A 26,676-nucleotide genomic window follows, 5' to 3' on the forward strand; every position below is an offset into this window, starting at 1 on the left:
TTCAGGCGTGCAGCGGGTTGATCTTTTCGGTCTTGATCGCGTACTTGCGGATCGCCTCCGAAACCTTGCCGCGGTCGATCGCCCCCTCGTCCGCCAGCGCGCTCAGCGCGGCCAGCACGATGTAGTGGCGGTCGATCTCGAAGTGCTCGCGCAGGCGGAAGCGGAAATCGCTGCGGCCAAAGCCGTCGGTGCCCAGCACCGTGAAACTGCGGCCCTTGGGCAGGTGCGGGCGGATTTGCTCCGGATAGGCCCGAACCCAGTCGGTGGACGCAATCACCGGCCCCGCATGCGCCGCCAGCTGCTGCGCGACAAAAGGCACGCGCGGCGCCTCGCCCGGATGCAGCAGGTTCCAGCGTTCGGCATCGACGCCATCGCGGCCCAGCTCGGTAAAGCTCGGGCAGCTCCAGACATCGGCTTGCACGCCCCAATCGGCGGCGAGCAGCTTCTGCGCTTCCAGCGACTCGCGCAAGATGGTGCCACTGCCCATGAGCTGCACGCGCTTGGCGCCTTCGGCGCCCGGCTGGCACAAATACATGCCCTTGATGATCTGTTCTTCCGTGCCGGGCCTGAGGCCGGGCATGGCGTAGTTCTCGTTGTGGATGGTGAGGTAGTAGTACACATCCTCCTGACGCTCGATCATGCGCTTCATGCCCTCATGCATGATGACGCCGACTTCGTGTGCGAACGACGGGTCGTAGCTGATGCACGAGGGAATCGTCGCCGCGTATATCTGGCTCTGGCCGTCGCCGTGCTGCAGGCCCTCGCCATTGAGCGTGGTGCGCCCGGCGGTGCCGCCGAGCAGAAAGCCGCGCGCATGCAAATCGCCCGCCGCCCAGGCCAGATCGCCGAAGCGCTGAAAACCGAACATCGAGTAGTAGACATAGAACGGCAGCATGATGCGGTTGCTGGTGCTGTAACTGGTGGCCGCGGCAATCCAGCTGGACATGCCGCCCAGCTCGTTGATGCCCTCTTGCAGCACCTGGCCGTCCTTGGCTTCCTTGTAGTAGGCGACCTCGCCCTTGTCCACCGGCGTGTACAGCTGGCCTTGCGGGTTGTAGATGCCGATCTGGCGGAACATCCCTTCCATGCCGAAGGTGCGCGCCTCATCGACGACGATGGGCACCACGCGCGGGCCCAGCGCCTTGTCGCGCAGCAGCTGCACCACCACGCGCACAAAGGCCTGCGTGGTGCTGATCTCGCGCCCTTCGGCCGTCGGGTCGAGCACCGCCTTGAAGGCGTCGAGCGCCGGCACGGTGAAGCTCTCATCGGATTTTTCGCGTCGATGCGGCAGATAGCCGCCGAGGTCCTTGCGCCGGGCGTGCAGGTACTGCATGGCGGGCGTGTCGTCCGCCGGCTTGTAGAACGGCAGCTTTTCCAGCTCGCTGTCGGGCACCGGAATGTTGAAACGATCGCGGAACGCCCGTACTGCGTCGTCCGAGAGTTTCTTGATCTGGTGCGCCGGGTTCTTGGCCTGGCCCGCCGCGCCCATGCCGTAGCCCTTGATGGTGCGCACCAGGATCAGCGTGGGCTGGCCCGCGGTCTTGGAGGCGGCAGCGAAGGCCGCATGCACCTTCTGCGCATCGTGGCCGCCGTGGCGCAGCGCCCAGAGATCGTCGTCGCTCAGGTGCTCGACCATCTTCAGCAAGCGCGGATCGCGGCCGAAGAAGTGTTCGCGGATGTAGGCGCCGTCCTGCGCGCGGAAGGTCTGATAGTCGCCATCCAGCGTATCCATCATCACCTTCTTGAGCGCGCCATCCTTGTCGCGCGCCAGCAGCGGATCCCAGTTGCTGCCCCACAGGCATTTGATGACGTTCCAGCCCGCGCCGCGGAACTGCCCTTCCAGCTCCTGGACGATCTTGCCGTTGCCGCGCACCGGGCCATCCAGGCGCTGCAGATTGCAGTTGATGACGAAGATCAGGTTGTCGAGATTTTCACGTGATGCCAGGCGGATCGCGCCAGTGCTCTCAGGTTCGTCCATCTCGCCGTCGCCCAGGAACACCCAGACCTTGCGGTTCTCGGTATTGGCGATGCCGCGCGCATGCAGGTATTTGAGAAAGCGTGCCTGGTAGATCGCCATCAGCGGCCCCAGGCCCATGGAGACCGTGGGGAACTGCCAGAAATCGGGCATCAGCCACGGGTGCGGATAGCTGGAGAGCCCCTTCTTGTAGCCCACCTCCTGGCGAAAATGCAGCAGCTGGTCTTCCGTCAAGCGGCCTTCCAGAAACGCGCGGGCGTAGATGCCGGGCGAGCTGTGGCCCTGAAAATACACGCAATCACCACCGCGCTCGGCGCTTTCGGCGTGCCAGAAGTGGTTGAAGCCGGCTTCGAACATGTGCGCCACCGAGGCGTAGGAGGCGATATGCCCGCCCAGGTCGCCGCCGTCGTCGGGGTGCAGGCGATTGGCGCGCACCACCATGATCATGGAATTCCAGCGCATGTAGGCGCGCAGGCGACCTTCGATCTCCAGGTTGCCGGGGCTGCGGATTTCTTCCTCGGGCTCAATGGTGTTGACGTAGCCCGTGGTGGCGGAGAACGGCATGTCGATGGAATGCTCACGCGCGTGCTCCAGCAGCTGTTCCAGCAGGTAATGCGCCCGCTCCGGGCCTTCCTTGTCAATCACCGCGGAAAGCGCCTCCATCCACTCGCGCGTTTCTTGTTGATCGGAATCGGCCGCCGCCCGGCCAGGGGTCGAGTCACTCATCTTGGGTCTCCTTAATGCTGCGTGGTGATCAGGGTATCGCCGCGAGTGTCGCACAATTTCGAAAAATTTCAAATAGCGTTTATTATTTCCATAATGTGATATTTTCAAGAAAACCACGACGCTTTTATCGGGTGTGCAGCATCCACCGATAAACTTCCCTCATGGTTTCCCCTAGCTTGCGCGCCTCAGTTGCGCCGCAGACTGTGCAGCGCTCCCCATCGCGGTGGCGCCGTTGGTGGCGCGGGCTGGCGCCACATCGCCAGGACCGGTTTGCCGCACTGGCGCCGCTGGTTGCCGTATTCCTGTTTTTTCTGGCGATCGTCGCCTCCTTCTGGTATCTGCATTCCGAGGAAATGGAGCGCGAGCGCGATGCCCTGCGACGCGATACCGAGTACGCCCAGCAGCGGCTGCGGCTGCGGCTCACCGAGCGCCAGGAACAGGTGCTGCGCATTGCCCGCGAGCTCTCCACCCGCAGCATGGGCGACGCCGATTTCGCGGCGCAGGCCGACCTTCTGATCGCGCAATACCCGGAGGTGCAGGCACTGACGTGGATAGACGCCGCCGGGCGCATCCGCATGAGCCAGGCCGCGCCCAATCTCGCCAGCAACCAGCTGCGGCTGGCCGGTGAGGTGCTGCACTTTGGTTCAACGGCCAACAGCTTTCGCGAAATGCAGCGTCTGGAGCAGCCCACCTATCTGCCGATCCAGACGGCCGGCAACGACAACCCGCCACTGCTGGCGCTGATGGTGCCGCTCACCACCCAGGGGCGATTCAGCGGCGCGCTGCTGGCCGAATATTCCTTTGACAGCCTGCTGCGCTATGGCACGCCGACGGAAGTGCTGGCGCGCTATGCCGTGACCCTGCTCACCAGGGACCATCAGTTGCTCGCCGGTACGCCCCTGGTGCAGCGCAGCCGCACTCTGCTGCCGTGGAGCGAGGCGCCCAACGATGACCAAGCGGTGCTGGAGCTGCCCGGTCAATCGCTGCTGCTGCGCGCACAGGCCTACAGAACGTCGCTGGGCGTGGTCGGCAGCAGCCTGTTCTGGCTCGTCGGCATGCTCAGCGTGATGACGGCCTGGCTGCTGCTCGGTACCTGGCGGCACACGCGCCGGCGCCTGCAGACCCAGGAAGCGCTGATTGCCGAGACCAACTTCCGCCGCGCGATGGAAAACTCCATCCTGACCGGCATGCGCGCGCTCGATCTGCACGGCCGGATCACCTACGTGAACGCGGCGTTCTGCCAGATGACGGGCTGGACCGCCGAAGAGCTGGTCGGGCAGACACCGCCCTACAGCTACTGGCCGGAGGCCGAGCGCAACGCGCAGCAGAGCAAGCTCAACGAAGAGCTTTCGGGCGAAGCAGCGCCCGGCGGCTTTCAGGTGCGGGTGCAGCGCAAGAGCGGCACCATCTTTGACGCGCGCCTGTATGTCTCCGCGCTGATCGACGGGCATGGGCGGCACACCGGCTGGATGACCTCGATGACCGACATCACCGAGCCCAACCGCGTGCGCGAGCAGCTGGTCGCATCGCACGAGCGCTTCACCATCGTGATGGAATCGCTGGACGCCTCGGTGTCCGTCGCGCCGCTGGGCAGCAAGGAGCTGTTGTTTGCCAACCGCCTGTACCGCCAGTGGTTTGGCTCGCAGACCGATGGCCACCTGCAGCTGGTGATGCAGGCCGGCGTGGTGCACGCGCCCGAGGAGGACGACGAGGACGGCCTGATGGGTCTGCCCAGCCACGCCATGACCTCGGTACAGTCCGACAACGTCGAGATCTACCAGACCGACCTGGGCAAATGGCTGGAGGTGCGTTCGCGCTACCTGCACTGGGTCGACGGGCGCCTGGCGCAGATGGTGATTGCCACCGACATCACCGCCCGCCGGCGGGCGCAGGAGATCGCCGCGCACCAGGCCGAGCGCACGCAATCGGTGAGCCGCCTGATCACCATGGGCGAGATGGCGTCGAGCGTGGCGCACGAGCTCAACCAGCCGCTCACGGCCATCAGCAACTATTGCAGCGGCATGATCTCGCGCCTGGAGAGCCGGCAGATCAGCGAGGAGGCGCTGCTGGGCGCGCTGGAGAAAACCGCCCACCAGGCGCAGCGCGCCGGCCAGATCATTCAGCGCATCCGCGCCTTCGTGAAGAAGAGCGCACCCAATCGCCAGCTGGCCCAGGTGCCGGACATGGTTGCCGAGGCGATCGAACTCGCCACCATAGAGCTGCGCCGCCACAACGTGCGCCTGACGCACTATGTGGCAGCGCGCCTGCCGCCGGTGATGGCAGATCGCATCCTGATCGAGCAGGTGTTGATCAACCTCATGAAGAACGGCGCCGAAGCGATTGCCCATGCCAATCGCCCCACCGGCCGGCGCAGCGTGGAGCTGCGCGTGGTGCCGCGCCAGGTGGAGGATGCGGATGTGATCCAGTTCAGCGTCGAAGATACCGGGCCCGGCCTGCCCGTCGACGTGCTGGAACACCTCTTCGAGGCCTTCTACTCGACCAAGAGCGAAGGCATGGGCATGGGCCTGAATTTGTGCCGCAGCATCGTCGAATCGCACCAGGGCAGACTGCAGGCGCAGAACCTCTACAATGGAAAAGAGATCACGGGGTGCTTGTTCACTTTCTGGCTGCCGCTTGCCAGCATTGAAGGTGCTACTACCGAAATCGAAGCATCAACCACCTGAAAAGGGAATTGCATGAACCTGATGTCGCCGAAAAAGGGCACCGTGTATGTTGTCGATGACGACGAAGCCGTGCGCGATTCGCTCCAATGGCTGCTGGAGGGAAAAGGCTATCGCGTGCGCTGTTTCGACTCCGCCGAAGCCTTTCTGACGCGCTACGACCCGCGCGAGGTGGCCTGCCTGATCATCGATGTGCGCATGTCCGGCATGACCGGGCTGGAGTTGCAGGACCGGCTGCTCGAACGCAAATCCCCGCTGCCCATCGTCTTCATCACCGGCCACGGCGACGTGCCGATGGCGGTGGACACCATGAAAAAAGGTGCGCTCGATTTCATCCAGAAGCCGTTCAACGAGAAAGAGCTGCTGGAACTGGTCGAACGCATGCTGGCCCGCGCGCGCGACACCTTCGCCGACCACGAGATCGCCGCCAGCCATGAAGCGCTGATGTCCAAGCTCACCGGGCGCGAATCGCAGGTGCTCGAGCGCATCGTCGCCGGGCGCCTGAACAAGCAGATCGCCGACGACCTCGGCATCAGCATCAAGACGGTGGAGGCGCACCGCGCCAACATCATGGAAAAGCTGGGCGCCAACACCGTCGCCGACCTGCTCAAGATCGCGCTCGGCAACAGCGCCGCCAAACCCTGATTTTTTCATAGCTGAAAGCGCACGCACAGCCTGCGCAAAAGCCACTTTTTCTTCAAAATGACGGCCCATACCATCGATGGCAACGCCTTGGCGCGCCAGATCCGAGATCAAGTCAGCCACCGCACGGCGGCGCTCAAGGCGCGCGGCATCGCGCCGCAGCTGAACATCATCCTCGTGGGCGAAGACCCGGCCAGCCAGGTGTATACGCGCCACAAGGTCAACGACAGCACCGAAACCGGCCTGGGCGCCACGCTGGAGCGCTACCCCGCCGACCTGCCCGAAGCGCAGCTGCTGGCGCGCATCGAAGCGCTCAACCAGGACCCCGCCGTCCACGGCATCCTGGTGCAACTGCCACTGCCTGCGCACCTGGACACGCACAAGGTCATTGCGGCGATCTCCCCGGCCAAGGATGTCGATGGCTTTCATGTCGCCAGCGCCGGCGCGCTCATGACCGGGCTGCCGGGCTTCTGGCCCTGCACCCCGCATGGCTGCATGAAGATGCTCGAATCCATAGGCTATGAGCTCAGGGGCAAGCACGCCGTCGTCATTGGCCGCAGCAACATCGTCGGCAAGCCGATGGCGCTGATGCTGCTGCAAAAGGACGCCACGGTCACCATCTGCCATTCGCGCACACAGGGCCTCAAGGCGCTCACGCTGCAGGCGGATGTCATCGTCGCCGCCGTGGGCAAGCGCAACGTGCTCACCGCGGACATGGTCAAACCCGGTGCGGTCGTCATCGATGTCGGCATGAACCGCAACGATGCGGGCAAGCTCTGCGGCGATGTCGACTACGAGGGGGTGCGTGAGGTGGCCGGCTGGATCACCCCGGTTCCCGGCGGCGTCGGCCCGATGACGCGCGCCATGCTGCTGGTCAACACCATAGAGGCGGCCGAGCGCAGCGCTTGAACTTTGGCGCCGCGCCGCCATTCTGAGAATCCATGAACAATCCCCTGCTCGACTTCTCCGGCGCCATCGCCTTTGACCGCATCACACCGGCGCATGTCGCCCCTGCCGTCGACGAATTGCTGCAGCGCTGCGAGACGGCGCTGGCGCAGGTGACGGTAGACGAATTTCCCGCCGAGTGGAATACCATGGCTGGCACGCTGGACGTGGCCACCGAACAACTGGGGCGTGCCTTCAGCGCCGTCAGCCACCTGAGCAGCGTGATGGACACGCCCGAGCTGCGCGCCGCCTACAACGCCGCGCTACCCCTGGTGACGGCGTTCTGGACCAAGCTCGGCGCCGATGAGCGGCTTTATGCCAAGTACAAGGCGATTGACCCGCAAATCCTGAATGGCGAACAGCGCCAGGCGCTGTCCAACGCCCTGCGCGGCTTTCGCCTCTCGGGCGCCGAGCTGCAGGGCGCCGATCGCGAGCGTTTTGCCGCCGTGCAGGAGCGCCTGGCCCAGCTGCAGCAAAAGTTCAGCGAAAACGTCCTCGACGCCACCGACGCGTTCAGCTACTTGGCCACCACCGCAGAGCTGGCCGGCGTGCCTGACGACGTTCTGCAGGCCACCCGGGCAGCGGCGCAGGCCGAAGGCAAGGAGGGTCACAAGCTCACGCTGCACATGCCCTGCTACCTGCCGGTGATGCAGTTTGCGCATGAACGCAGCCTGCGTGAACGGCTCTACCACGCCTACGTCACGCGCGCCTCCGATCAGGCCGCGGGCGAGGCACGGCAGTTCGACAACAGCCAGGTGATGCAGGAAATCCTGGCGCTGCGCCAGGAAGAGGCGGCCTTGCTGGGCTATGCCAATTTCGGCGAAGTGTCGGTCGTGCCCAAGATGGCCGAATCTCCGGCGCAGGTGCTGCACTTCCTGCGCGATCTGGCGCAACGCGCGCGGCCATTTGCCGAGCGCGATCTGGCCGATCTGCGCCGCTTTGCCAGCGAGCAACTGCAGCTGACCGAGCCGCAATCCTGGGATTGGCCTTACATCACCGAGCACCTCAAGGAGGCGAGCTACGCCTTCAACGAGCAGGAGGTCAAGCAGTACTTCCCGGCGCCCAAGGTGCTCGCCGGCCTGTTCAAGATCGTCGAGACCCTGTTCGAGGTGCAGATCAGGCGCGACGAAGCCCCGGTCTGGCACCCCGCCGTGGAGTTCTACCGCATAGAGCGGGCGGGCCAGCTCGTGGGTCAGTTCTATCTCGACAAGCCGGCGCGCACCGGTAAACGCGGTGGCGCCTGGATGGACGACGCGCGCAGCCGCTGGTTGCGCCCCGATACCGGTAAGTTGCAGACCCCCGTCGCCTACCTCGTCTGCAACTTCGCCGAGGGCGTCAACGGCAAGCCGCCACTGCTCACGCACGACGACGTGACGACGCTGTTCCATGAATTCGGCCACGGCTTGCAGCACATGCTCACCCAGGTCAACGAGCACGATGTCTCCGGCATCAGCGGCGTGGAATGGGACGCGGTGGAGCTGCCGAGCCAGTTCATGGAGAACTTCTGCTGGGAATGGGAAGTGCTCAGGCACATGACGGCGCATGTGGATACGGGCGCGCCGCTGCCGCGCGCTTTGTTTGACAAGATGCTGGCTGCCAAGAATTTCCAGGCCGGCCTGCAAACCCTGCGCCAGATCGAGTTTTCGCTGTTTGACATGCTGCTGCACACCCGCCAGGCCGGCGCCACCGACATCCTGGCGCTGGCGGATGAAGTGCGTGGCGAAGTTGCCTTGCTCAAGCCGCCGGCCTTCAACCGCTTTGCGCACAGCTTCAGTCACATCTTCAGCGGTGGCTATGCCGCCGGCTACTACAGCTACAAATGGGCCGAGGTGCTGTCGGCCGACGCCTATGCGGCGTTTGAAGAAACGCGTGGCAGCGATGGCGGACCCAGCCTGGAGACCGGGCGCCGCTACCGCCAGGCCATCCTCGAATCCGGCGGCAGCCGCCCGGCGATGGCATCGTTCAAGGCCTTTCGCGGACGTGAGCCGCAACTCGATGCGCTGCTGCGCCACCAGGGCATGGCGCAATGAAATCGCGCGCGATCGCTTGCATCCTGGGTGATTTGCGTCAAAATCAATTGGAGCGCGCTGTCGGCATACGCCATCAGCTATCGAATTGAAAGACACTTGGAGATCTGCCATGCGCCAACGCACTCCGCTTCTTGCAATGGCCTGCGCATCAGTGCTGCTGTTGGCGGCCGGCGTACAGGCGCAATCGGTCTACCGCATCGTCGGGCCCGATGGCAGGGTTTCGTTCACCGATCGCCCGCCCGAGAACGTCCCCAAGGGCGCGCGGGTGGAAGGTGGCCCGCCCGGGGCCGGTGCCGCAGCCAACAGCGCTGCCCTGCCCTACCGTTTGCGCCAGCCGGCCACGCGCTTTCCGGTGGTGCTCTATACCGGCGCCGATTGCCCGCCCTGCGTGAATGGGCGCAACCTGCTGGTCAATCGCGGTATTCCGTTCACCGAGCACACCATCACCAGCAACGAAGACATAGCTGCGCTCAAGAGCATCGCCGGCGACACCGGCCTGCCGCTGCTGACCGTGGGCGCCCAGCGGCTCAAGGGTTTTTCCGATACCGAGTGGAGCCAGTACCTGGACGCCGCGGGTTACCCCAAGACCTCCGAGCTGCCACCCGGCTACCAGCGCCCTGCCGCCACCGCCTTGGCGCCTCACAGCACCAGCGTGACGCCCAGCAACATCGTACCCAGGCCCGAGCTGGCGCGCCCGGCGCCGCCGCCCCCGCCCCCGGGAACGCGCACGCCATCCAACCCGGCCGGAATCGTTTTTTGAGGCACCGCCGAACAAGGTCCGCGCTGCCTTCACATCACGCGGCAAAGTCCAGGGTCTGAACCCCGGTCTCGGTGGCGAGCAGGCAGACGTCGGCCTTTTGCTGCGCAAACACGCCGACGGTCACCACGCCGGGCCACTGGTTCACCTGCATCTCGAACCCCGGCGGATCGGCAATGGCGAGCCCGCGCACGTCCAGAATATGCTGGCCGTTGTCGGTCACCAGCGGCACACCGTCCTTGAGCCGCACCGCCGCCGTGCCACCGAGCGCGGCAAAGCGCCGCACCAACTGCGCAGCCGCCATCGGAATCACCTCCACCGGCAGGGGAAAACGGCCGAGCGTGTCGACACGCTTGCTCTCATCGGCAATGCAGACAAAGCGCCGGGCCAGCGCGGCGACGATTTTTTCGCGTGTCAGCGCTGCACCGCCGCCTTTGATCATGCAACCCCGGCCATCGATTTCGTCCGCTCCATCGACGTAGACGCTGATGCTCTCGACCTCGTTGGCGTCCAGCACCGGGATGCCCAGGGCTTGAAGGCGCTGGGTGCTGGCCTCGGAGCTCGATACCGCGGCCGGAATCTGCCCTTTGATGCCGGCCAGCGCGGCGATGAACTGGTTCACGGTCGAGCCCGTGCCCACGCCCAGAATCTCGCCAGCAACAACGTAGCGCAGGGCCGCCTGGCCCACGAGTGTCTTGAGTTGGTCTTGTGTCAGTGCGCTGGTCATGGTCATGGCGGAAAATCGGGCAATTTCCCGGATTATCTTCATGCCGCTGCCCTACTCGCTTGCTCGCCCCCTGCTGTTTCGCATGGATGCCGAGGCCGCGCATGAGCTGACGCTCAAACTGCTGACCCATACCGCGGGCACGCCACTGGCGCGCACCTGGTCCTGCCCGACGGTGAGCGACCCGGTCACGCTGGCAGGTCTGCGCTTTCCGAATCGTGTCGGTCTGGCCGCAGGCCTGGACAAGAACGCCCACTGCATCGACGCCTTCGCCGCCATGGGCTTCGGCTTTGTCGAGGTGGGCACCGTCACCCCCAAGCCGCAGCCCGGCAACGCCAAGCCGCGCATGTTCCGGCTGCCACAGGCGCAGGCGCTGATCAACCGCATGGGTTTCAACAACGACGGGCTGGATGCCTTTCTTGCCAATGTCCAGCGCTCGCGCGTGCGCGCCCAAGGCGGGGGGATGCTGCTGGGCCTGAACATCGGCAAGAACGCCGCCACGCCCATCGAGAACGCCGCGAGCGACTACCTGACATGCCTGGCCGGCGTCTACCCGCATGCGGATTACGTCACGGTCAACATCAGCTCGCCCAACACCAGGAACCTGCGCAGTCTGCAAAGCGATGCAGCGCTGGATGCCTTGCTTGCGGCCCTTGCCAATCGCCGCGATGAGCTGGCCCGCGAGCATGGCCGGCGCACGCCGATTTTTCTCAAGATCGCTCCCGATCTGCAGCCCAGGGAAGTGGCGGCCATCGCCCAGGCCCTGCAGCGCCACGGCATGGACGGCGTGATCGCCACCAACACCACCATCAGCCGCAATGGCGTGCAGGGTCAGGCGCATGCTCAGGAAGCCGGTGGGCTCAGCGGCGCGCCGCTCAGACAAGCCTCCAACTCCATCATCCATCAGCTGCGTGCGCTGCTCGGCCCGGGCTTTCCCATCATCGGGGTCGGCGGTATCCTGTGCGCCCGGGATGCCGTGGAAAAAATCAAGGCGGGGGCGGATGTGGTGCAGATCTACACCGGGCTGATCTACCGCGGACCTTCACTGGTGCTGCAGGTGGCACGCGCACTGCGCCGCGCCTGATCGCTGGCGGCTCACCAACGATTGCTGCTTGCCGCCGCATGATGAAACCGCCCATTGCCACCGCGATTTCAAGCCATCGCTCGCTGCAGGTGCTGCTGGCACTGCTGGCGCTGCAAGTCGTGCTGCTGCTCGCCCCGGTGCCGCCGCAGCTGCAAAACCTTGTCAACTACCTGCCGCTGCATACGGCGCTCGAAACACTGGCCATCGCCGTCGCCGGCATGATCTTCGCCACCATCTGGAGCGTGCGCCGCGAGCAGCTGCGCCCCGGCATGATGATGCTGGGCTGCACCTTTCTCGGTTCGGCGCTGCTGGATTTTTCGCACATGCTTTCGTATCCGGGCATGGCGGACTACGTCACCCCCAGCTCGGTGGAGAAAGCCATTCTTTTCTGGCTGGCCGCCCGCTTTCTGGACGCCGCGAGCCTGCTGGCCTTTGCCGCCCTGTCGCTGCGACCGAGCGTCAAACCTCAACGGCCACTGGCCGTGCTGACGGCCACGCTGGTGCTGGTGGTGCTGGTGCATGGCGCCGTTCTGAAAGAGGTCTCCTGGCTGCCCAGGACCTTCATCGCTGGAGAAGGCCTGACCACCTTCAAGGTCACCGCTGAATATGTGGTGATCGCCCTGTTTGCGCTGGCCGCACTGCTCTTGGCACTGCGCATGCGCGATGGCAGCATGGCCAATGCGGACCTGTTCCTTGCCGCCGCCTGCACGGCAGCGATGAGCGAATTCTTTCTCACCCGCTACGCCAGCGCGACCGACATCTACAACCTGGCCGGTCATGTGTACAAGGTGCTGGCCTGCATCTTTCTCTACCGCGCCGCGTTTTCCGACACTGTGCGCCAGCCCTATGCGTTGCTGCGCGCCACCACCGCGCAACAACAGGCCTTGCTCACGGCGCTGCCAGACCTGCTGTTCGTCGTTGACGGCGAAGGGCGCTACCTCGACATCCACGAAGGAAGCGGGGGTGGCATGCTGACGGCCGCCGGCAACCTGCGGGACAAGACCGTGCGCGACGTCATGCCGGCCAGAGAAGCCGATACGGTTCTGGCGGCGATTGCCGAGGCCAGTATGCACGGCTTGTCGCGCGGCGCCATCATCCGGCTCAGCCCCACGCCGCAAACCCCGCTGGCATTCGAGCTGTCCGTGGCGCGCGCTGCCGCCGATGACCGGGGCACGACGCGGTTCGTGGTCATCTCGCGCGACGTGACCGAACGCGAAAAGAATGCCGAAGCCCTGCGCCTGTTCTCGCTGGCCGTCGCGCAGAGTCCGAACACCATCATCGCGACCGATCTGCAGGGACGCATCGTCTACGTCAACCAGGCCTTCGTGCGCGGCACCGGTTACAGCGCTGAAGAAGCCGTGGGCCGCAACCCCCGCATGCTGCAGTCCGGCAAGACGCCGGCCGCCACCTACCAGGCGATGTGGACGCAGCTTGCGCAGGGCAATGCCTGGCAGGGTGAGCTGCTCAATCGCACCAAGGCCGGCGTGGAGACGGTAGAAGCCGTGGTCATCTACCCGCTGCGCGACGCGAGTGGGGCCACCACCCACTACCTCTCGCACCAGACCGATGTCACCAGCGAGCGGCGCGCGGCCCAGCGCATCGAGCAGTTGGTGAACTACGACCAGCTGACCGGTCTGCCCAACCGCCGCATGCTCAAGGCGCTTTTCACCCGGCTTTGCAGCAATTCCGAGCCCTTTGCACTGCTTTGGCTGGACCTGGACCATTTCAGGGACATCAACGATTCGCTAGGCCACGGCGTGGGCGATCTGCTGCTGAACCTGGTGGCCCAGCGGCTGCGCAACAGCCTTGCGCAGCAGGATGTGCTTTCCCGCCATTCCGGGGACGAATTCGCTCTGCTGATACCCCAGGCACAAGCCGAGGAGGCCAGGACCTGCGCCCAGCGCATGCTGGAAGCCATCGATCAGCCGATGCAGCTCGCCGAACACACGCTGTCCTGCACCGCTTCGGCAGGGATCGCGCTGTATCCGCAGGACGCAACGGATTTCGACACCTTGCTCAAGTGCGCCGAGATGGCTGCCTACGAAGCCAAGAGCCAGGGTCGCAACGGCTGGCAATGCTTCAGCGCCGATCTGCAACAGCGCAGTGCCCGCGCGCTGGCACTCAGCAACGCGCTCAAGACGGTGCTGGCCAACGATGAGCTGCATCTGGTCTATCAACCGCAGATGGATATGCACAGCGGAGCGATCATCGGCGCCGAAGCCCTGCTGCGCTGGACCCATCCGCGCTGGGGACAGGTATCGCCGGCCGAGTTCATTCCGATTGCAGAGTCCAACGGCGCGATCGTCGCCATCGGCGCATGGGTCTTGCGCACGGCGCTGGCGCAGGTGCGCAAATGGCTGGAAGCGGGCCTGCAGCCGCTGGTGATCGCGGTCAATCTCTCGGCGGTGCAATTTGGCCAGGCCAATCTGCCGCGGCTGGTGCGCCGCACGCTCGAAGACACCGGCGTGCCGGCAAAGTACCTGGCACTGGAGCTGACGGAAGCCACCGCGCTCAAAGCCCCCCAGGTCGCCGTCCAGCACATGCGCGATCTGCGGGAATTGGGGGTGCAGCTGGCCATCGACGACTTCGGCACCGGGTATTCCTCGCTGAGTTATCTCAAGCGCTTCAAGATTCACAAGCTCAAGATCGACCAATCTTTCGTGCGCGACATCCACAGCGATGCGGACGACCAGGCCATCGTCGTGGCCATCATCCAGCTGGCGCGGGGCCTGGGCGTGGACGCCATCGCCGAAGGGGTGGAGACTGCCGAACAGGCCCGCTTCCTGCTGCAGCACGGCTGCCGTGAGATTCAGGGCTACCACCTGAGCCGGCCGCTGGCGGCGCCTGAATTCGAGGAATTCGTGCGTATGCATGCCGCCACCGCTTGAGGCCGGGCGAAAGCCGGCGCTGTCGCTCGCTCATTGCTTCAGGTCGGCCCTCGCCTGCCGGTAGGCCCCCATGCTGGTGGCAAACGCCAGCAGCGCAACCCCGCAGGCCAGCGGGATGACGATGGCGATCGCCGTGCCCAGGCCCGCGTTCTTGCCGGCGATCGACTCGCCCAGCAACGCGATGCTGGGGGGCGCCAAACCCAGGCCGATCAGGTTGAGCAGCGCGGTATAGACCGCCACCACGCGCCCCAGCACCGCACCATGCGCGATCTCCTGCAGCGCACCCGGCGCCACGCCCCAGATCAGGCTGATGCAGAGAGTCAGCACCGCAGCCGCTGCATACGTGAGCCAGGCGCTGCCAGACAGGCCCATGACGATCGCCGGGACGATGGTGAGCGCCGCCGCGGTAGCACCGACGATGAGCTTGCCGGCGCGCTGCCCGGCCTTCTCCATGCGGTCGGCCACCATGCCGCCGATGATCGCGCCCAGCGGGCCCAGCAGCAGCGCCATCAGCCCCAGGCGCGCGCCCACCTGCAGCGCACTCCAGTGGTGCTCGCGCATGAACAGCGTGGGCAACCACGAGGTAGCGCCATACGAGGCAAAGCCGAGCGCGGTAAAGCCGATGAAGTGCGCGCCAAATGCCCGCGGGTGCTGGCGGAAGGTCTCGAAAAAGCCCACGCTCTGCTGCGCCGCCTGCGCCATCGTGCGGCCGTGCAGATACAGGCGTGGCGGCTCGCGCACGAACAGCGCCGCCAGGAACAGCGGCAGGCCCAGCAGGCCGGCGGCCACCAGCACCACCTGCCAGGGGTGCAGCGCGCCCAGCAGCGGCAGCACGGTGACCTGGCCATGCAGCCGCTCCAGCAGCAGGCCGCCGCCAATCAGCGCCACCGCCGAGCCGATGAAGATGCCGGAGGCGAAAAACCCCATCGCGCGGCCGCGCTTTTCGGGCGGGAAGTAGTCGGCGATCAAGGAGGTGGCGCTGGGCAGGATGGCCGCCTCGCCTGCGCCCACGCCCACGCGTGCGCCGAAGAAACTCATGAAGCTGCGTGACAGCCCGGCGAGCACGGTCATCAGGCTCCAGACAGCGACGCCGCCGAGCACGATGTTGCGCCGGTTGTAGCGGTCCACCAGCCAGGCGATGGGAAAGCCGAAGATCGAATAGAAGATGGCAAATGCGGTGCCGCGCAGCAGCCCCATCTGCAGGTCGGACAGGCCCAGGTCGTGCTCGATGGGGACGACCAGCAGCGACACCACGTTGCGATCGACGAATGCCAGCATGTAGCCCAGAAACAGGACCAGCAGGGCATAGCGCGCCTGGCGCCGGGGTGGGAACTGCGCGCCGGCGGCGAGCGGTGGCTGGGCGGGGTTCAAAAAGGCCATGGTCACGCTCCTGAAAGGGAATTACTGACGCGCCATTTCGGCCTGGCCAATGCCATCGCCATGCAGCGGCTGTTGTGGTGCCAGATCCACCGTCACGCAGATCAGGCGGCCGGTGAACGCAAACGGCGCCGCGTAGTGCGAAACCGGACTGCCCCGGTCGCGCGCTATGTCCAGGCCGGACCACGAAATCAAGGTGGCAAAGCCGAGCGGGCACGCGCCTTCGGCCACCTCGTCGCCATCGATCCACAGGCTGGCGCTGCGGCTGGCAGGGACTGCAACGCGACCGTGGCCGGGGATGGGCGGCGTGAGCACCAGCGGCCCGAGCTGCATGCGAAAGCCCAGGCGCCGACGGCCAGGCAGCACAGGGCGCGCCGAGCGCAGCAGCTGGTGCACGCCGCCGATGTTCATGTCGTGCACCAGATGGCCGTCCTGCAGGTACAGGCTGTAGCCGCTGGTGGCGTCGCCGTGGGCGATGAGTACGCCTTCGGCACCGGATTGCGGGATCACCACCTGGGCCTCGATCTGGTAGCTGCGCGAGCGCAGGTCGGGCGCGACATCGCTGGGTAGATGGCCCATGCCGTGGTGAAAGACGAAGCGCGTGCGCGCGCCCTGGGCACGCTGGGCGTTCTCGGCAAAGCGCGCACCGAAGCGGTCGTCCAGCGGCAGCACCTGGTGCGCCTCGGCCTCGCGCCACCACAGCGCCTTGAGCCGAGCCAGGCGCTCGGGTTCGGCTGTGGCAAGGTCGTGGTTCTCGGCAAAGTCTTCGTCGAGGTGGTACAGCTCCCAGCGGTCGGCATCGAACGGCGTGCCGGGCGCGTGCCAGGCGACGGCCTTCCAGCCGGCCTGCCACAGGCCGCGGTGGCCGAACATCTCAAAGAGTTGCGCACCCTGGCGGCTGCGCGGCGCGGGATCAGAAAGCGTCGCGCGCAGGCTCTCGCCGGTGACGGGTTGCTGCGGGACGCCGTGGATGGCTGCGGGTGGCGTGACGCCGCAAACGTCGAGCAGTGTGGGCAGCAGGTCGCGCGCATGCCAGAAGCCATGGCGCAGCTCGCCGCGCGCGGCGATGCCCCGGGGCCAGGCCAGCACCAACGGGTCGCGGATGCCGCCGCCGTGGGTGTTCTGCTTGTAGCGCTTGAGCGGGGTGTTGGACGCCATGGCCCAGCCCTGCGGGAAGTTGGCGTGCGTGCCGGGGCCGCCGATGTCGTCGATGCGCGCGAGCTTTTCGGCCATCTCCTCGCGGCGCAGGTTGTACGGGCCCATGGCGTTGACGAAGCCGGCCACGCCCCCTTCCTGGCTGGCGCCGTTGTCCGACAGCACCAGCACCAGCGTGTCGTCGGCCATGCCGCTGGTTTCCAGAAACTGCATCAGCCGCGCGAGCTGCTCGTCGGCGTGCGTCAGCATGCCGGCGTAGGCGCTTTGCAGCCGGGTGAAGACGCGCTGTTCATCCGCGCCCAGGCTGTCCCAGGCGGGTACGCCGTCGTTGCGCGGCGGCAGCGCGGTATCGGGCGGAACCAGACCCAGCGCCTTTTGCCGCGCCAGACGCTGTTCGCGCTCCACGTCCCAGCCGTGGGCGAACTGCGCGTCGTAGCCGCGGATAAGGTCGTGGGGCGCCTGGTGCGGCGCGTGGCAAGCGCCCAGTGCCAGCCACAGCAGCCAGGGCGCATCGGGCGCGTCGGCCTGGTGCTCGGCCAGCATGCGTATCGATTGATCGACCAGGTCGCTCGTCAGGTGGTAGCCGCTCTCGTAGGTATCGGGCGGATCGACGTGGGTGTTGTCGCGCACCAGCTCCGGCGCGTACTGGTCGGTCTCGGCGTCGAGAAAGCCGTAGAAGCGGTCGAACCCGCGCCCCAGCGGCCAGCCGTCGAATGGCCCGGCCGGGCCGCTTTGCGTGAGCGGCGTGACGTGCCACTTGCCCACCATGTAGTTGCGCCAGCCGTGCGGGCGCAGCATCTCGGCGAGCGTGCCTGCGTCCGGGCTGATCTTGCCTCGGTAGCCGGGAAAGCCGCTGTCGAAGTTGGCCAGGCATCCGACGCCGACCGCGTGGTGGTTGCGCCCGGTGAGCAGCGCGGCGCGCGTGGTCGAGCACATGGCAGTGGTGTGAAAGCCGCTGTAGCGCAGGCCGCGCGCGGCGGTCTGGTCGATGGTCGGCGTGCGGATGCTGGAGCCGTAGCAGCCGAAGTCGGAAAAGCCCACGTCGTCGAACAGCACCAGCAGGATGTTGGGCGCACCCGCCGGGCGCTTGGGTGCAGCGGGCCAGTGGGGCGTGGATTCGGGAACGGTCTTGCCGATGCGCGGGTCAGTCATGAGGTGTCTCCTTGCCTGTTTTGGTAGCTGCTCACGCTTGTCTGGCAAGCGCTAGAGCCTGATTTGGCTTGTATTTTCATCCCCCCTCTGGGGGAGGGCCGGGGTGGGGGCCAGTAGCGTCTTGTGGCTTCGATTCCCGTGTCCATGGCCGACCGGCCCCCTTCCCCGCCTTCCCCCAGAGGGGGAAGGAGTCAAGCGGGGGCATCGCAGCGCCTCAGGATCAGGTCGGCCGCGCGCTCGGCGATCATGATGGTCGGCGCGTTGGTGTTGCCGCCGATCAGGCCGGGCATGACGCTCGCATCCACCACGCGCAGGCCGTCGACCCCGCGCACGCGCAGCTCGGGGTCGACGACCGAGTCGGCATCGGCGCCCATGCGGCAGGTGCCGACCGGGTGGTAGATGGTGTCCACATGCTGGCGCAGAAAGGCCTCGATGGCCGCATCGCCGCCCTGCCAGTCGGGCTCGGGCATCAGTGGCACCTGTGCGTACAGGCCCAGCGCCTTGGTGCGAAACAGCTCGGCGGTGGCGCGTGTCGCGCGCACCAGCGCCGCCATGTCGTCCGGATGTGTGAGAAAGGCCGGGTCGATCAGCGGAGTGGCCAGCGGGTCGCTGCTGGCCAGCCGGACGCTGCCGCGCGACTGCGGGCGCAGGATGCAGGTGTGCAGGCTGAAGCCATGCCCCAGGTGGCGCTTTCTGCCGTGGCTGTCGACGATGCCCATGACGAAGTGCCACTGCGCATCGGGTCGATCCAGATCGGGCCGGGTGCGAAAGAACCCGCCGCTTTCGGCGTAGTTGGTCGAGAGCATGCCGGACTGGTCGCGCTTGTACTGGCCCCAGGCCTGCCAGAGCGTGCGCAGTCCGGCCAGGCTCAGGCCGAACAGCCGGGTGTCGTCGATGCGCCGCGTGAGGATGGAATCCGGATGGTCCTGCAGGTTGGCACCCACCTGCGCACGGTCGGCGATGCAGGCAATACCCAGGCGCTGCAGCTCGGCGCCCGGGCCTATGCCCGAGAGCTGCAGCAGCTGCGGGCTGCCGAACGCGCCCGCACTCACTATGACTTCGGCGCGCGCCGTGAGCTGGCGCTTGTGGCCGTTGGCGATGATCTCCACTCCGGTTGCGCGCCGCCCGTCCCACGCGATCTGCGTGGCATGGGCATCCGCCATCAGCGTGAGGTTGGCGCGGCTGCGCACCGGATCGAGGTAGGCACGCGCCGCGTCGCAGCGCACGCCGTGCTCCTGCGTGACGTGGTACAGGCCGACGCCCTCTTGCGTCTCGCCATTGAAGTCGCCGTTGCGCGCATGGCCGCATTCGGCAGCGGCGTCCAGCACCAGCCGGTTGAAATCGCTGGGCGAGCGCAGTGCGCTGACCTTGAGCGGCCCGTCAAAGCCATGCAGGCGTGCATCCAGCTCGGGCACCAGGCAGCCCTCGGCGCGCCGGAAGTAGGGCAAGACCTCGTCCCAGCCCCAGCCGCTGCAGCCGGCCTGTGCCCAGCCGTCGTAGTCGCTGGCGTGGCCACGGATGTAGCACATGGCGTTGATCGCCGAGCTGCCGCCCATCACCTTGCCGCGCGGCTGGTAGCCGCGGCGGCCGTTCAGCGCGGCTTGCGGCACGGTGTCGAACGCCCAGTTCAGCCGGTGCATGGGCACGGTGCCTATCAGCCCTGCCGGAATGCTGACCCAGCGCCCGCCGCTGGCCGGGCCGGCCTCGACCAGCGCCACGCGAACGCCGGGGTCGGCGCTCAGGCGGTGGGCCAGCACGCAGCCGGCCGAGCCGCCGCCGACGATGATGTAGTCAAAAACAAGTGCGTCGTCCATGGCAGTCCTCATTGCGCCACGCTGGCGGCATCGACGACCGGGAAGGCGCCGTCAAAACGATCCAGCAGACCGAAAAACTGCGCCAGCAGCCCCGAATTCCCCGACAGCTTCATGCGTCCGCTGGCCAGCGCCGCAGGCACCTTCAATTGCTGCTGCAGCAGTGCATCGAGCGTGGCGCGGTCGGTGCGCACGCCGGCATCAGCCTTGGGGGCCTGGAGCACACGAATGCTGCTGAGCGCGTTGTTGGAGAGCGCGGACAGCCAGTGCTCGTCGCTGTCGCTGAAATGCCAGGCCATGGTGAAAGCCATCTTCGCTGCGCGCGGCGCCACGATACGTACCGCGAGCAGGTCAAACAGCAGATCGTTGGACAGCGCCGAAAGCATCCCCGCGCCCGCACCCGCCTGGGGCTGCGGCGGCCCGGCGCGGTATTCGTGCGCGCCCAGCAGGTAGGCGTTGCGCCAGGTGGCCGATTCGGCCTGAAAGCCTAGCTGCTCCAGTGCCGCCGCCGCCAGGCCGCGCGCAGCCTGGTTGGCCGGCTCGGCGTAGACCAGATGCGCCATCACCTCGGCCACCCAGCGGAACTCGCCCCGTGCGTAGTCCTCATGCGCGCGCGCCAGCAGCGCGTCGGCGCCACCCATGTAGGCGACGTACTTGCGCGCCGCATCGACGGGCGGCAGCCGGTTCAGGCTGGCCGGGTGCGCGTCGTACCAGCTCAGGTAATGCTGGTAAATCGCCTTCACGTTGTGCGAGACGCTACCGTAGTAGCCGCGCGCATGCCAGCGGCCCGCCAGACCCGGCGGCAGCTGCAAGCGTTCAGCAATCTCCGCGGCCTTGAGGCCGTGGTTCATCAGCCGCACGGTCTGGTCGTGCAGGTAGCGGTACAGGTCGCGCTGCTCGGCCAGCAGGCGCAGGGCGCGCTCATTGCCCCAGGTGGGCCAGTGGTGCTGGCCCAGAATCACCTGCGTCGCCGCGGCCCAGTGATGCAGCGCCTCGTTGAGGTACTTGGACCAAGCGAGCGCATCGCGCACCTTGGCGCCGCGCAGCGGACACAGGTTGTGCAGCGTGTGCGTGGCGTTCTCGGCCAGATTGAGCGCCCCTTCCGAGGGGATGAAGAGGTGCATCTCGGCCGGCGCCTCGGTCTCGGGCGCGAGCTGGAATTGCATCTCCAGCCCGTCAATCACCAGCGTTTCCATGGGTTGCGTGATCTCGCGCGTCGGCGCAATCAGACCCGGGCGGCCACGCGGCAGGTTCTTGCCCAGACCGCTGTCCACCTGCGCAGCGGGGCCGATGGGCAATGTGTTGCCGAACTGGAACTGCGCGCGCCGCGCCATCGCCACGCCGGCGAGCACGTTCTCGGACACGGCGGAATGCATGAAGCCCGCCGGGGCAATGATTTGCACCTGCCCGGCGTCGACCTCGGCCTGGTTGGTGAGACCGGTGACGCCGCCGAAGTGGTCCACATGGCTGTGGCTGTAGATCACCGCCAGCAAGGCGCGGTTGCCGCGGTGTGCCCGGTACAGCGCCAGCGCCGCGGCCGCCGTCTCGGGCACCATCAGGGCGTCGAAGGCCACCACGCCGCTGTCGGTCTCGATGAAGGTGATGTTGGCGATATCGAAACCGCGCACCTGGTAGATGCGCTGGCTTACCTGAAACAGGCCGTGGATCTGGTTGAGCCGCGCCTGGCGCCAGAGTGCGGGATGCACGGTGTCTGGCGCCTGCTGCTGCGCCAGAAAGCCGTAGGCCGCCAGGTTCCAGACGCTGGCACCATCGGGGCGTGCAACGGCCGCATCGGGCAGCGTCGCGATGAAACCGCGCCGTGCGTCCTCGAAATCCTCGCCATCTTCAGCCGGCCCGGTGCTGGCGACGAGGCGCTGGAAATCCACGGTGCCGGCGTGCGCGCAGCCTGGTGTCAGGGTGTTCATGCCTTCCTCCTCATCGATGATGTCGCTTGCTGCTGCACGCCGAGATAGCGCGCCAGCACGGCGGTGAGGTGCACCTGCAAGGCCGGGTCCTGCAGATACAGCGGGCCGGGGTTGGTCAGCACCGCGTTGATGAGCACGCCTTGCAGGATCTGGAAGGCGAACAGCAGTTGCTCGCGCGCTTCATCCCCTTGCCAGTGCGGCCAGCGGGCCATGGCGTGCAGAAATTGCGCCCGACTGTTCTCGCGAAAGCGCAGCAGGGGCGATTGCAGCGCCTCTTCGGCGCTCTTGCGCCGCAGCTCGATGATGGCGGTGGCATACAGGCCGCGGTGGCGCGTGAAGGACTGCAGCCCCAGCGCTACCCAGCGGTGGAGAAACTCATGCTCGGTCTCCAGCGCGCGTTCGGGGGCGGCAAAGAAAGCGCTGCTTGCCTCCTGCATGGCCTGCGTCACCAGGTCCACCAGCACCTCGAAGTAGGCCGCCTTGGTGTGAAAGCGCGTGTAGAAGGTGCCGATGGAGCATCCGATCTCGGCGGCGATGTCGGCCACCTTGACATCGTCCCAGTGGCGCGTGGATGTCAGATGCAAACCGGCGCGTATCAGCGCATCCTGGCGCTGGCGCCCTCGTTGCTGGCGCGGCGCATGGATACGCTCGGGTGGGGGAAGGGTTTTGCTGACAGGCATAAACATGAACATCAATTCATGTTTTAGCGTATTCACCTCTGACTGCTTTGCCTATCGGGGTTTATCCCAAGGGGTGAAAAAATCAAAAATCATAGCTTTCAGCGCCCGCTGGAAAAGCGATGCAGGCCAATTTTGCTCTGCAAATCAGTGCACCCGCACCAGCACGTCCGCCAGCTTGAGTACCTCCAGGCCCGTATTGCCCCAGAACCGCTCCAGCTCGGGCGAGCGCTGAAGCAGCAGGCGCTCGACCAGCGGCTGCATCGCCGTGTTGGATGGATCGGCCAGCAGCACATGGCGCGCATCGGTCAGGTCGCGCGCGCCCGCGGCCACCTCGTTGAGCTGCGCCACCCAATCGAGCTCCAGCAGCGCCTGCAGCGGCGCGGCGATCTGCGGCTGGCCCACATGCAGCACGTGCGCGAGCTGCGCGGCCGTGAGCCCCTTGTGCGCCCGAGCGCTGGCCGCGTGCAGTTGCTGCAGGATCTGCACCGCCAGCGCGAACGGCGCAGGAGGCGCCGCCTCGGCATGCGCCAGCGCATCGCGCAGCCGCGGCAGATAAGCGGCGATCACTGCCCCCAGCAGCACGATGAGCCAGGCCACATACACCCAGAGCAGCAGAATCGGCAGCGTGGCGAAGGCGCCGTAGATCACCGAATACGTCGGTACCGAGGCCAGATACATCGCCAGCCCCTTTTTGGCCACTGCCACGCCCAGAGCGACAAACGCACCGCCTGCCAGCGCATGACGCCAGCGCACCGGCGTGTTGGGCACGTAGTGGTAGAGCGCCGACATGCCACCCGCCATCAGCAGCAATTCGATCGAGGAAAACAGCGCGCGCACGCCACCGGGCAGCGTGCCCTTGAGGCTGTGCGATGCGGCCGACGCCACCGAGCTCGTCAGCACCAGGCCGCCGGCGAGCACCAGCGGCCCCAGCGTGATCGCGGCCCAGTAGATCAGCACGCGCTGGCCCAGCGGGCGCAGGCGCGGCACGCGCCAGATGGTGTTGAGCGTGCGATCGATGGTGAGAATCAAGGCCAGCGCGGTGACGATCAAAAAACTGAAACCCACCGCCCCGAGACGGCTCGCCTTGGCGGCGAACTGCGTCAGGTAGTTCATCACCGGGCGCGAAATGTTCTCGGGGAACAGGCTTTGCGTCAGCCAGTGCTGCAGCACTTCCTGCATCTCGCCGAAGATCGGGAAGGCGGAAAAAATCGCCAGTGCCACGGTGACAAAGGGCACCAGCGCCAGCAGCGTGGTGAAGGTGAGGCTCGCCGCCGTCTGCCCCAGGCGGTCTTCACGGTAGCGTTCGGCCAGCAGGCGTGCGACGCCGAGCCAGGGGAAATTCACAAGCCGGCGCAAGGCGCGCTTGAAGGTGGCGGGGTGGATGCGCATCACCCCGTATGATCCCAGATTCCGCCCACCATGCCGATTGCCCCGCCCTCTTCCCTGCCACTGCCGCCGCTCGTGGCCTTCAGTCAGCGCCTGGCCGTGGCCAGCCTGCTGGCGCTGGTGCTGCTGTGTCTGGCGTGGGAGCTGTGGCTGGCGCCGCTGCGCCCCGGCGGCTCCTGGATTGCGCTCAAGGCGCTGCCGCTGGCCCTGCCACTGGCCGGCCTGCTCAAGCGCCGCATGTACACCTATCGCTGGGTCAGTCTGCTGGTCTGGCTGTATTTCACCGAAGGCGTGGTGCGCGCCTGGAGCGACCCGGCGCCCAGCCGCTGGCTCGCGCTCCTTGAAGTCGCGCTGTGCCTGATACTTTTTGCCGCCTGCGTCCTGCACATTCGTCTGCGCCAGCGCTCGGCGGCCGCTGCTCCCCATGACCACGCCCCTGCTTGAACAACTGCGCGCCGCCGTCGGCACCGATAACGTCCTCACCGATGGCGACCTCAGCGCCTGGGAGCGCGACTGGCGCGGCCGCCGCCAGGGCAAGGCGCTCGCTGTGGTGCGCCCGGCCAGCACCGAACAGGTGGCGGCCGTCGTGCGCGCCTGCGCCGCGAGCGGCACGGCCATCGTCCCGCAGGGCGGCAACACCGGCCTCTCGGTGGGTGCAACGCCGGATGATTCCGGCACGCAGATCGTGCTCGCCCTTGCCCGCATGAACCGCATTCGGGCGATCGACCGCGACAACCTCACCGTGACGGTGGAGGCCGGCTGCATCCTGCAAAGCTTGCAAGAGTTTGCGGACAAGGAAGGGCTGCTGTTTCCTCTCTCTCTCGCCGCCGAGGGCTCATGCACGATAGGCGGCAACCTCGGCACCAACGCCGGCGGCACGCAGGTGGTGCGCTACGGCAACACGCGCGAGCTGTGCCTGGGGCTGGAAGTCGTCACGCCGCAGGGCGAGGTCTGGGAGGGCCTGAGCGGTCTGCGCAAGGACAACACCGGCTACGACCTGCGCCACCTCTTCATCGGCAGCGAAGGCACGCTCGGCATCATCACCGCCGCGACGATGAAGCTCTTTCCCAAGCCGGTCGCTGATCTGACGGCCTGGGCGGCGGTGCCCTCCATGGCCGCCGCCGTGCGCCTGCTGGGCCTGGCGCACCAGCACCTGGGCGCGGGGCTCACAGGCTTTGAAGTCATGGGGCAATTCGCGCTCTCGCTCGTGGTCAAACACATGCCGCAGTTGCGCGTGCCGTTTGCCGGCATGGTGGATGCGCCCTACTGCGTGCTGCTGGAAAACGCCGACAGCGAAAGCGAGCAGCACGCGCGGGCTCGCTTCGAACATCTGCTGGAGCAGGCGCTGGAAGACGGCTGCGTGCTCGACGCCGTGGTGGCCGAGAGCCTGGCGCAGGCGCACGAGCTCTGGCACGTGCGCGAGAGCATCCCGCTGGCGCAAGCCGAAGAAGGCCTCAACATCAAGCACGACATCTCTATTGCCGCCTCGCGCATCCCTGCCTTCGTCGAGCACACCGATGCGCTCTTGCAGCGCGAAATCCCCGGCGTGCGGCTGGTGAACTTCGGGCACTTGGGCGACGGCAACCTGCACTACAACGTGCAGGCCCCCGAGGGGGGCGATGGCAAGGCGTTCTTGCGCGATCAGGAAGCCAAGGTCAACCGGCTGGTCTATGACGCGGTGGCGCAGTTTGGCGGCTCATTCTCGGCCGAGCATGGTGTGGGCCAGCTCAAGGTGCATGAGCTGCAGCAGTACGAGCCGCCGGTGGCGCTCGCGATGATGCGGGCAATCAAGCAGGCGCTCGATCCGCAGGACATCATGAATCCGGGTTGCGTTCTCTCGAAAGAATAGCTGCTCGCGCTTGAAAGGTAAGCGCTGGAGGCCTTTTTGACCAATACTTCACCCCACCCCATCCGCTCGCAATATGAAGACCTGATGCGCCACGTGGCCGAGCACGGCGTGGCCAAGGGTGACCGCACCGGCACCGGCACCAAAAGCGTCTTCGGCCACCAGATGCGCTTTGACCTTGCCGAGGGCTTTCCGCTGGTGACGACCAAAAAGGTGCACCTCAGATCCATCATCTACGAACTGTTGTGGTTTCTGCGTGGTGACGGCAACGCGCGCTGGCTGCAGGAGCGCGGCGTGACGATCTGGGACGAATGGGCTGACCCTGCCACGGGCGACCTCGGCCCGGTCTATGGCGTGCAATGGCGCTCATGGCCAACGCCGGATGGTGGGCACATCGACCAGATCGCGCAGGTGGTTCAAACGCTCAAGACCAACCCGGATAGCCGCCGCATCATCGTCTCCAGCTGGAACGTGGCGGAACTGTCGAAGATGGCGCTGATGCCCTGCCACGCGCTGTTTCAGTTCTACGTGGCGCCATCGCAGGTGGCCGGTGAGCCGGGCAAGCTCTCCTGCCAGCTCTACCAGAGGAGCGCCGATATCTTCCTCGGCGTGCCGTTCAACATCGCCAGCTACGCGCTGCTCACCCACATGCTCGCGCAGCAGTGCGATTTGCAGGTGGGCGACTTCATCTGGACCGGCGGCGACTGCCACCTCTACAGCAACCATTTCGAGCAGGTACGCACGCAGCTGGCGCGCGAGCCCTACCCCTACCCCACACTGCATATCAAACGCCGCCCGGCGTCGATCTTCGATTACGAATTCGATGATTTCGAGATCACCGGCTACCAGCATCACCCTGCCCTCAAGGCGCCGGTGGCGGTATAGGCGCGCG

Annotated in this window: 18 protein-coding genes; 10 read left to right on the forward strand and 8 right to left on the reverse strand. The window is 66.3% G+C overall.

All coding sequences use genetic code 11. The features are described 5' to 3' along the window. Position 1: 1 nt before the first annotated feature. Complete coding sequence (aceE, locus tag ABS45_RS07765) at positions 2-2,701, reverse strand: pyruvate dehydrogenase (acetyl-transferring), homodimeric type (RefSeq protein WP_291554718.1); 2,700 nt, start codon at positions 2,699-2,701, stop codon at positions 2-4. A 161-nt stretch (positions 2,702-2,862) separates the two neighbouring features. On the opposite strand from aceE, the gene ABS45_RS07770 reads away from it, so the two are divergent. From ABS45_RS07770 to ABS45_RS07790, 5 genes are all read left to right on the forward strand, one after another. Continuing rightward, the gene (locus ABS45_RS07770; protein ID WP_291554720.1) at positions 2,863-5,385 is read left to right on the forward strand and encodes a PAS domain S-box protein; all 2,523 of its coding nucleotides are present in this window, start codon (positions 2,863-2,865) and stop codon (positions 5,383-5,385) included. Positions 5,386-5,397: 12 nt separating this feature from the next. Further along, a complete protein-coding gene (locus tag ABS45_RS07775; RefSeq protein ID WP_029695803.1) occupies positions 5,398-6,027 on the forward strand; it encodes a response regulator transcription factor in 630 nt (209 codons plus the stop codon). 57 nt (positions 6,028-6,084) lie between these two features. Further along, positions 6,085-6,933, forward strand: a complete 849-nt coding sequence (locus ABS45_RS07780) for a bifunctional methylenetetrahydrofolate dehydrogenase/methenyltetrahydrofolate cyclohydrolase (protein ID WP_291554723.1) — start codon at positions 6,085-6,087, stop codon at positions 6,931-6,933. Between the two features lie 32 nt (positions 6,934-6,965). Further along, entirely contained in the window at positions 6,966-8,999 is a 2,034-nt protein-coding gene (locus ABS45_RS07785; RefSeq protein ID WP_291554725.1) for a M3 family metallopeptidase, read from the forward strand. 109 nt (positions 9,000-9,108) lie between these two features. Further along, entirely contained in the window at positions 9,109-9,759 is a 651-nt protein-coding gene (locus ABS45_RS07790) for a glutaredoxin family protein (RefSeq protein WP_291554727.1), read from the forward strand. 34 nt (positions 9,760-9,793) lie between these two features. Here the strand turns inward: ABS45_RS07790 and rpiA are convergent, their stop codons facing one another. After that, positions 9,794-10,489: a ribose-5-phosphate isomerase RpiA gene (gene rpiA, locus ABS45_RS07795; protein ID WP_291554728.1), complete on the reverse strand. Its 696-nt coding sequence runs from the start codon at positions 10,487-10,489 to the stop codon at positions 9,794-9,796. Between the two features lie 34 nt (positions 10,490-10,523). Here rpiA and ABS45_RS07800 point away from each other — a divergent pair, with 34 nt between their 5' ends. Beyond that, on the forward strand, positions 10,524-11,564 hold the full coding sequence (locus ABS45_RS07800; protein WP_291554730.1) for a quinone-dependent dihydroorotate dehydrogenase: 1,041 nt from the start codon (positions 10,524-10,526) through the stop codon (positions 11,562-11,564). Positions 11,565-11,602: 38 nt separating this feature from the next. After that, the gene (locus tag ABS45_RS07805) at positions 11,603-14,452 is read left to right on the forward strand and encodes an EAL domain-containing protein (RefSeq protein WP_291554731.1); all 2,850 of its coding nucleotides are present in this window, start codon (positions 11,603-11,605) and stop codon (positions 14,450-14,452) included. Positions 14,453-14,482: 30 nt separating this feature from the next. On the opposite strand, the gene ABS45_RS07810 is transcribed toward ABS45_RS07805, so the two are convergent. The 6 genes from ABS45_RS07810 to ABS45_RS07835 form a co-directional block, all read right to left on the reverse strand. Then, positions 14,483-15,832, reverse strand: coding sequence for an MFS transporter (locus ABS45_RS07810; protein WP_291554733.1), 1,350 nt, complete (start codon positions 15,830-15,832; stop codon positions 14,483-14,485). Positions 15,833-15,853: 21 nt separating this feature from the next. Beyond that, positions 15,854-18,136 carry an arylsulfatase gene (locus ABS45_RS07815; RefSeq protein ID WP_291554734.1) on the reverse strand — a complete coding sequence of 761 codons (2,283 nt, stop codon included), beginning with the start codon at positions 18,134-18,136 and terminating at the stop codon, positions 15,854-15,856. A gap of 191 nt (positions 18,137-18,327) precedes the next feature. Beyond that, complete coding sequence (locus tag ABS45_RS07820) at positions 18,328-19,950, reverse strand: GMC family oxidoreductase N-terminal domain-containing protein (protein WP_291554736.1); 1,623 nt, start codon at positions 19,948-19,950, stop codon at positions 18,328-18,330. An 8-nt stretch (positions 19,951-19,958) separates the two neighbouring features. Then, complete coding sequence (locus ABS45_RS07825) at positions 19,959-21,872, reverse strand: alkyl sulfatase dimerization domain-containing protein (protein ID WP_291554738.1); 1,914 nt, start codon at positions 21,870-21,872, stop codon at positions 19,959-19,961. Then, the gene (locus ABS45_RS07830) at positions 21,869-22,558 is read right to left on the reverse strand and encodes a TetR/AcrR family transcriptional regulator (protein WP_291554740.1); all 690 of its coding nucleotides are present in this window, start codon (positions 22,556-22,558) and stop codon (positions 21,869-21,871) included. The genes ABS45_RS07825 and ABS45_RS07830 overlap by 4 nt, the downstream gene beginning before the upstream one ends. A 138-nt stretch (positions 22,559-22,696) precedes the next feature. Beyond that, positions 22,697-23,941, reverse strand: a complete 1,245-nt coding sequence (locus ABS45_RS07835) for a YihY family inner membrane protein (protein ID WP_291554741.1) — start codon at positions 23,939-23,941, stop codon at positions 22,697-22,699. A gap of 30 nt (positions 23,942-23,971) precedes the next feature. On the opposite strand from ABS45_RS07835, the gene ABS45_RS07840 reads away from it, so the two are divergent. The 3 genes from ABS45_RS07840 to ABS45_RS07850 are packed head-to-tail and all read left to right on the forward strand — an operon-like array spanning position 23,972 to position 26,669. Further along, entirely contained in the window at positions 23,972-24,382 is a 411-nt protein-coding gene (locus tag ABS45_RS07840) for a DUF2069 domain-containing protein (protein WP_291554742.1), read from the forward strand. Further along, on the forward strand, positions 24,363-25,787 hold the full coding sequence (locus tag ABS45_RS07845) for an FAD-binding oxidoreductase (RefSeq protein ID WP_291554744.1): 1,425 nt from the start codon (positions 24,363-24,365) through the stop codon (positions 25,785-25,787). Before ABS45_RS07840 ends, ABS45_RS07845 begins: the two co-directional genes overlap by 20 nt. 36 nt (positions 25,788-25,823) lie before the next feature. Continuing rightward, the gene (locus ABS45_RS07850; protein ID WP_291554745.1) at positions 25,824-26,669 is read left to right on the forward strand and encodes a thymidylate synthase; all 846 of its coding nucleotides are present in this window, start codon (positions 25,824-25,826) and stop codon (positions 26,667-26,669) included. The last annotated feature ends 7 nt before the right edge of the window (positions 26,670-26,676 follow it).

It is taken from the genome of Comamonas sp. SCN 65-56, assembly GCF_001724135.1.
Classification (GTDB): Bacteria; Pseudomonadota; Gammaproteobacteria; order Burkholderiales; family Burkholderiaceae_C; genus Comamonas_C.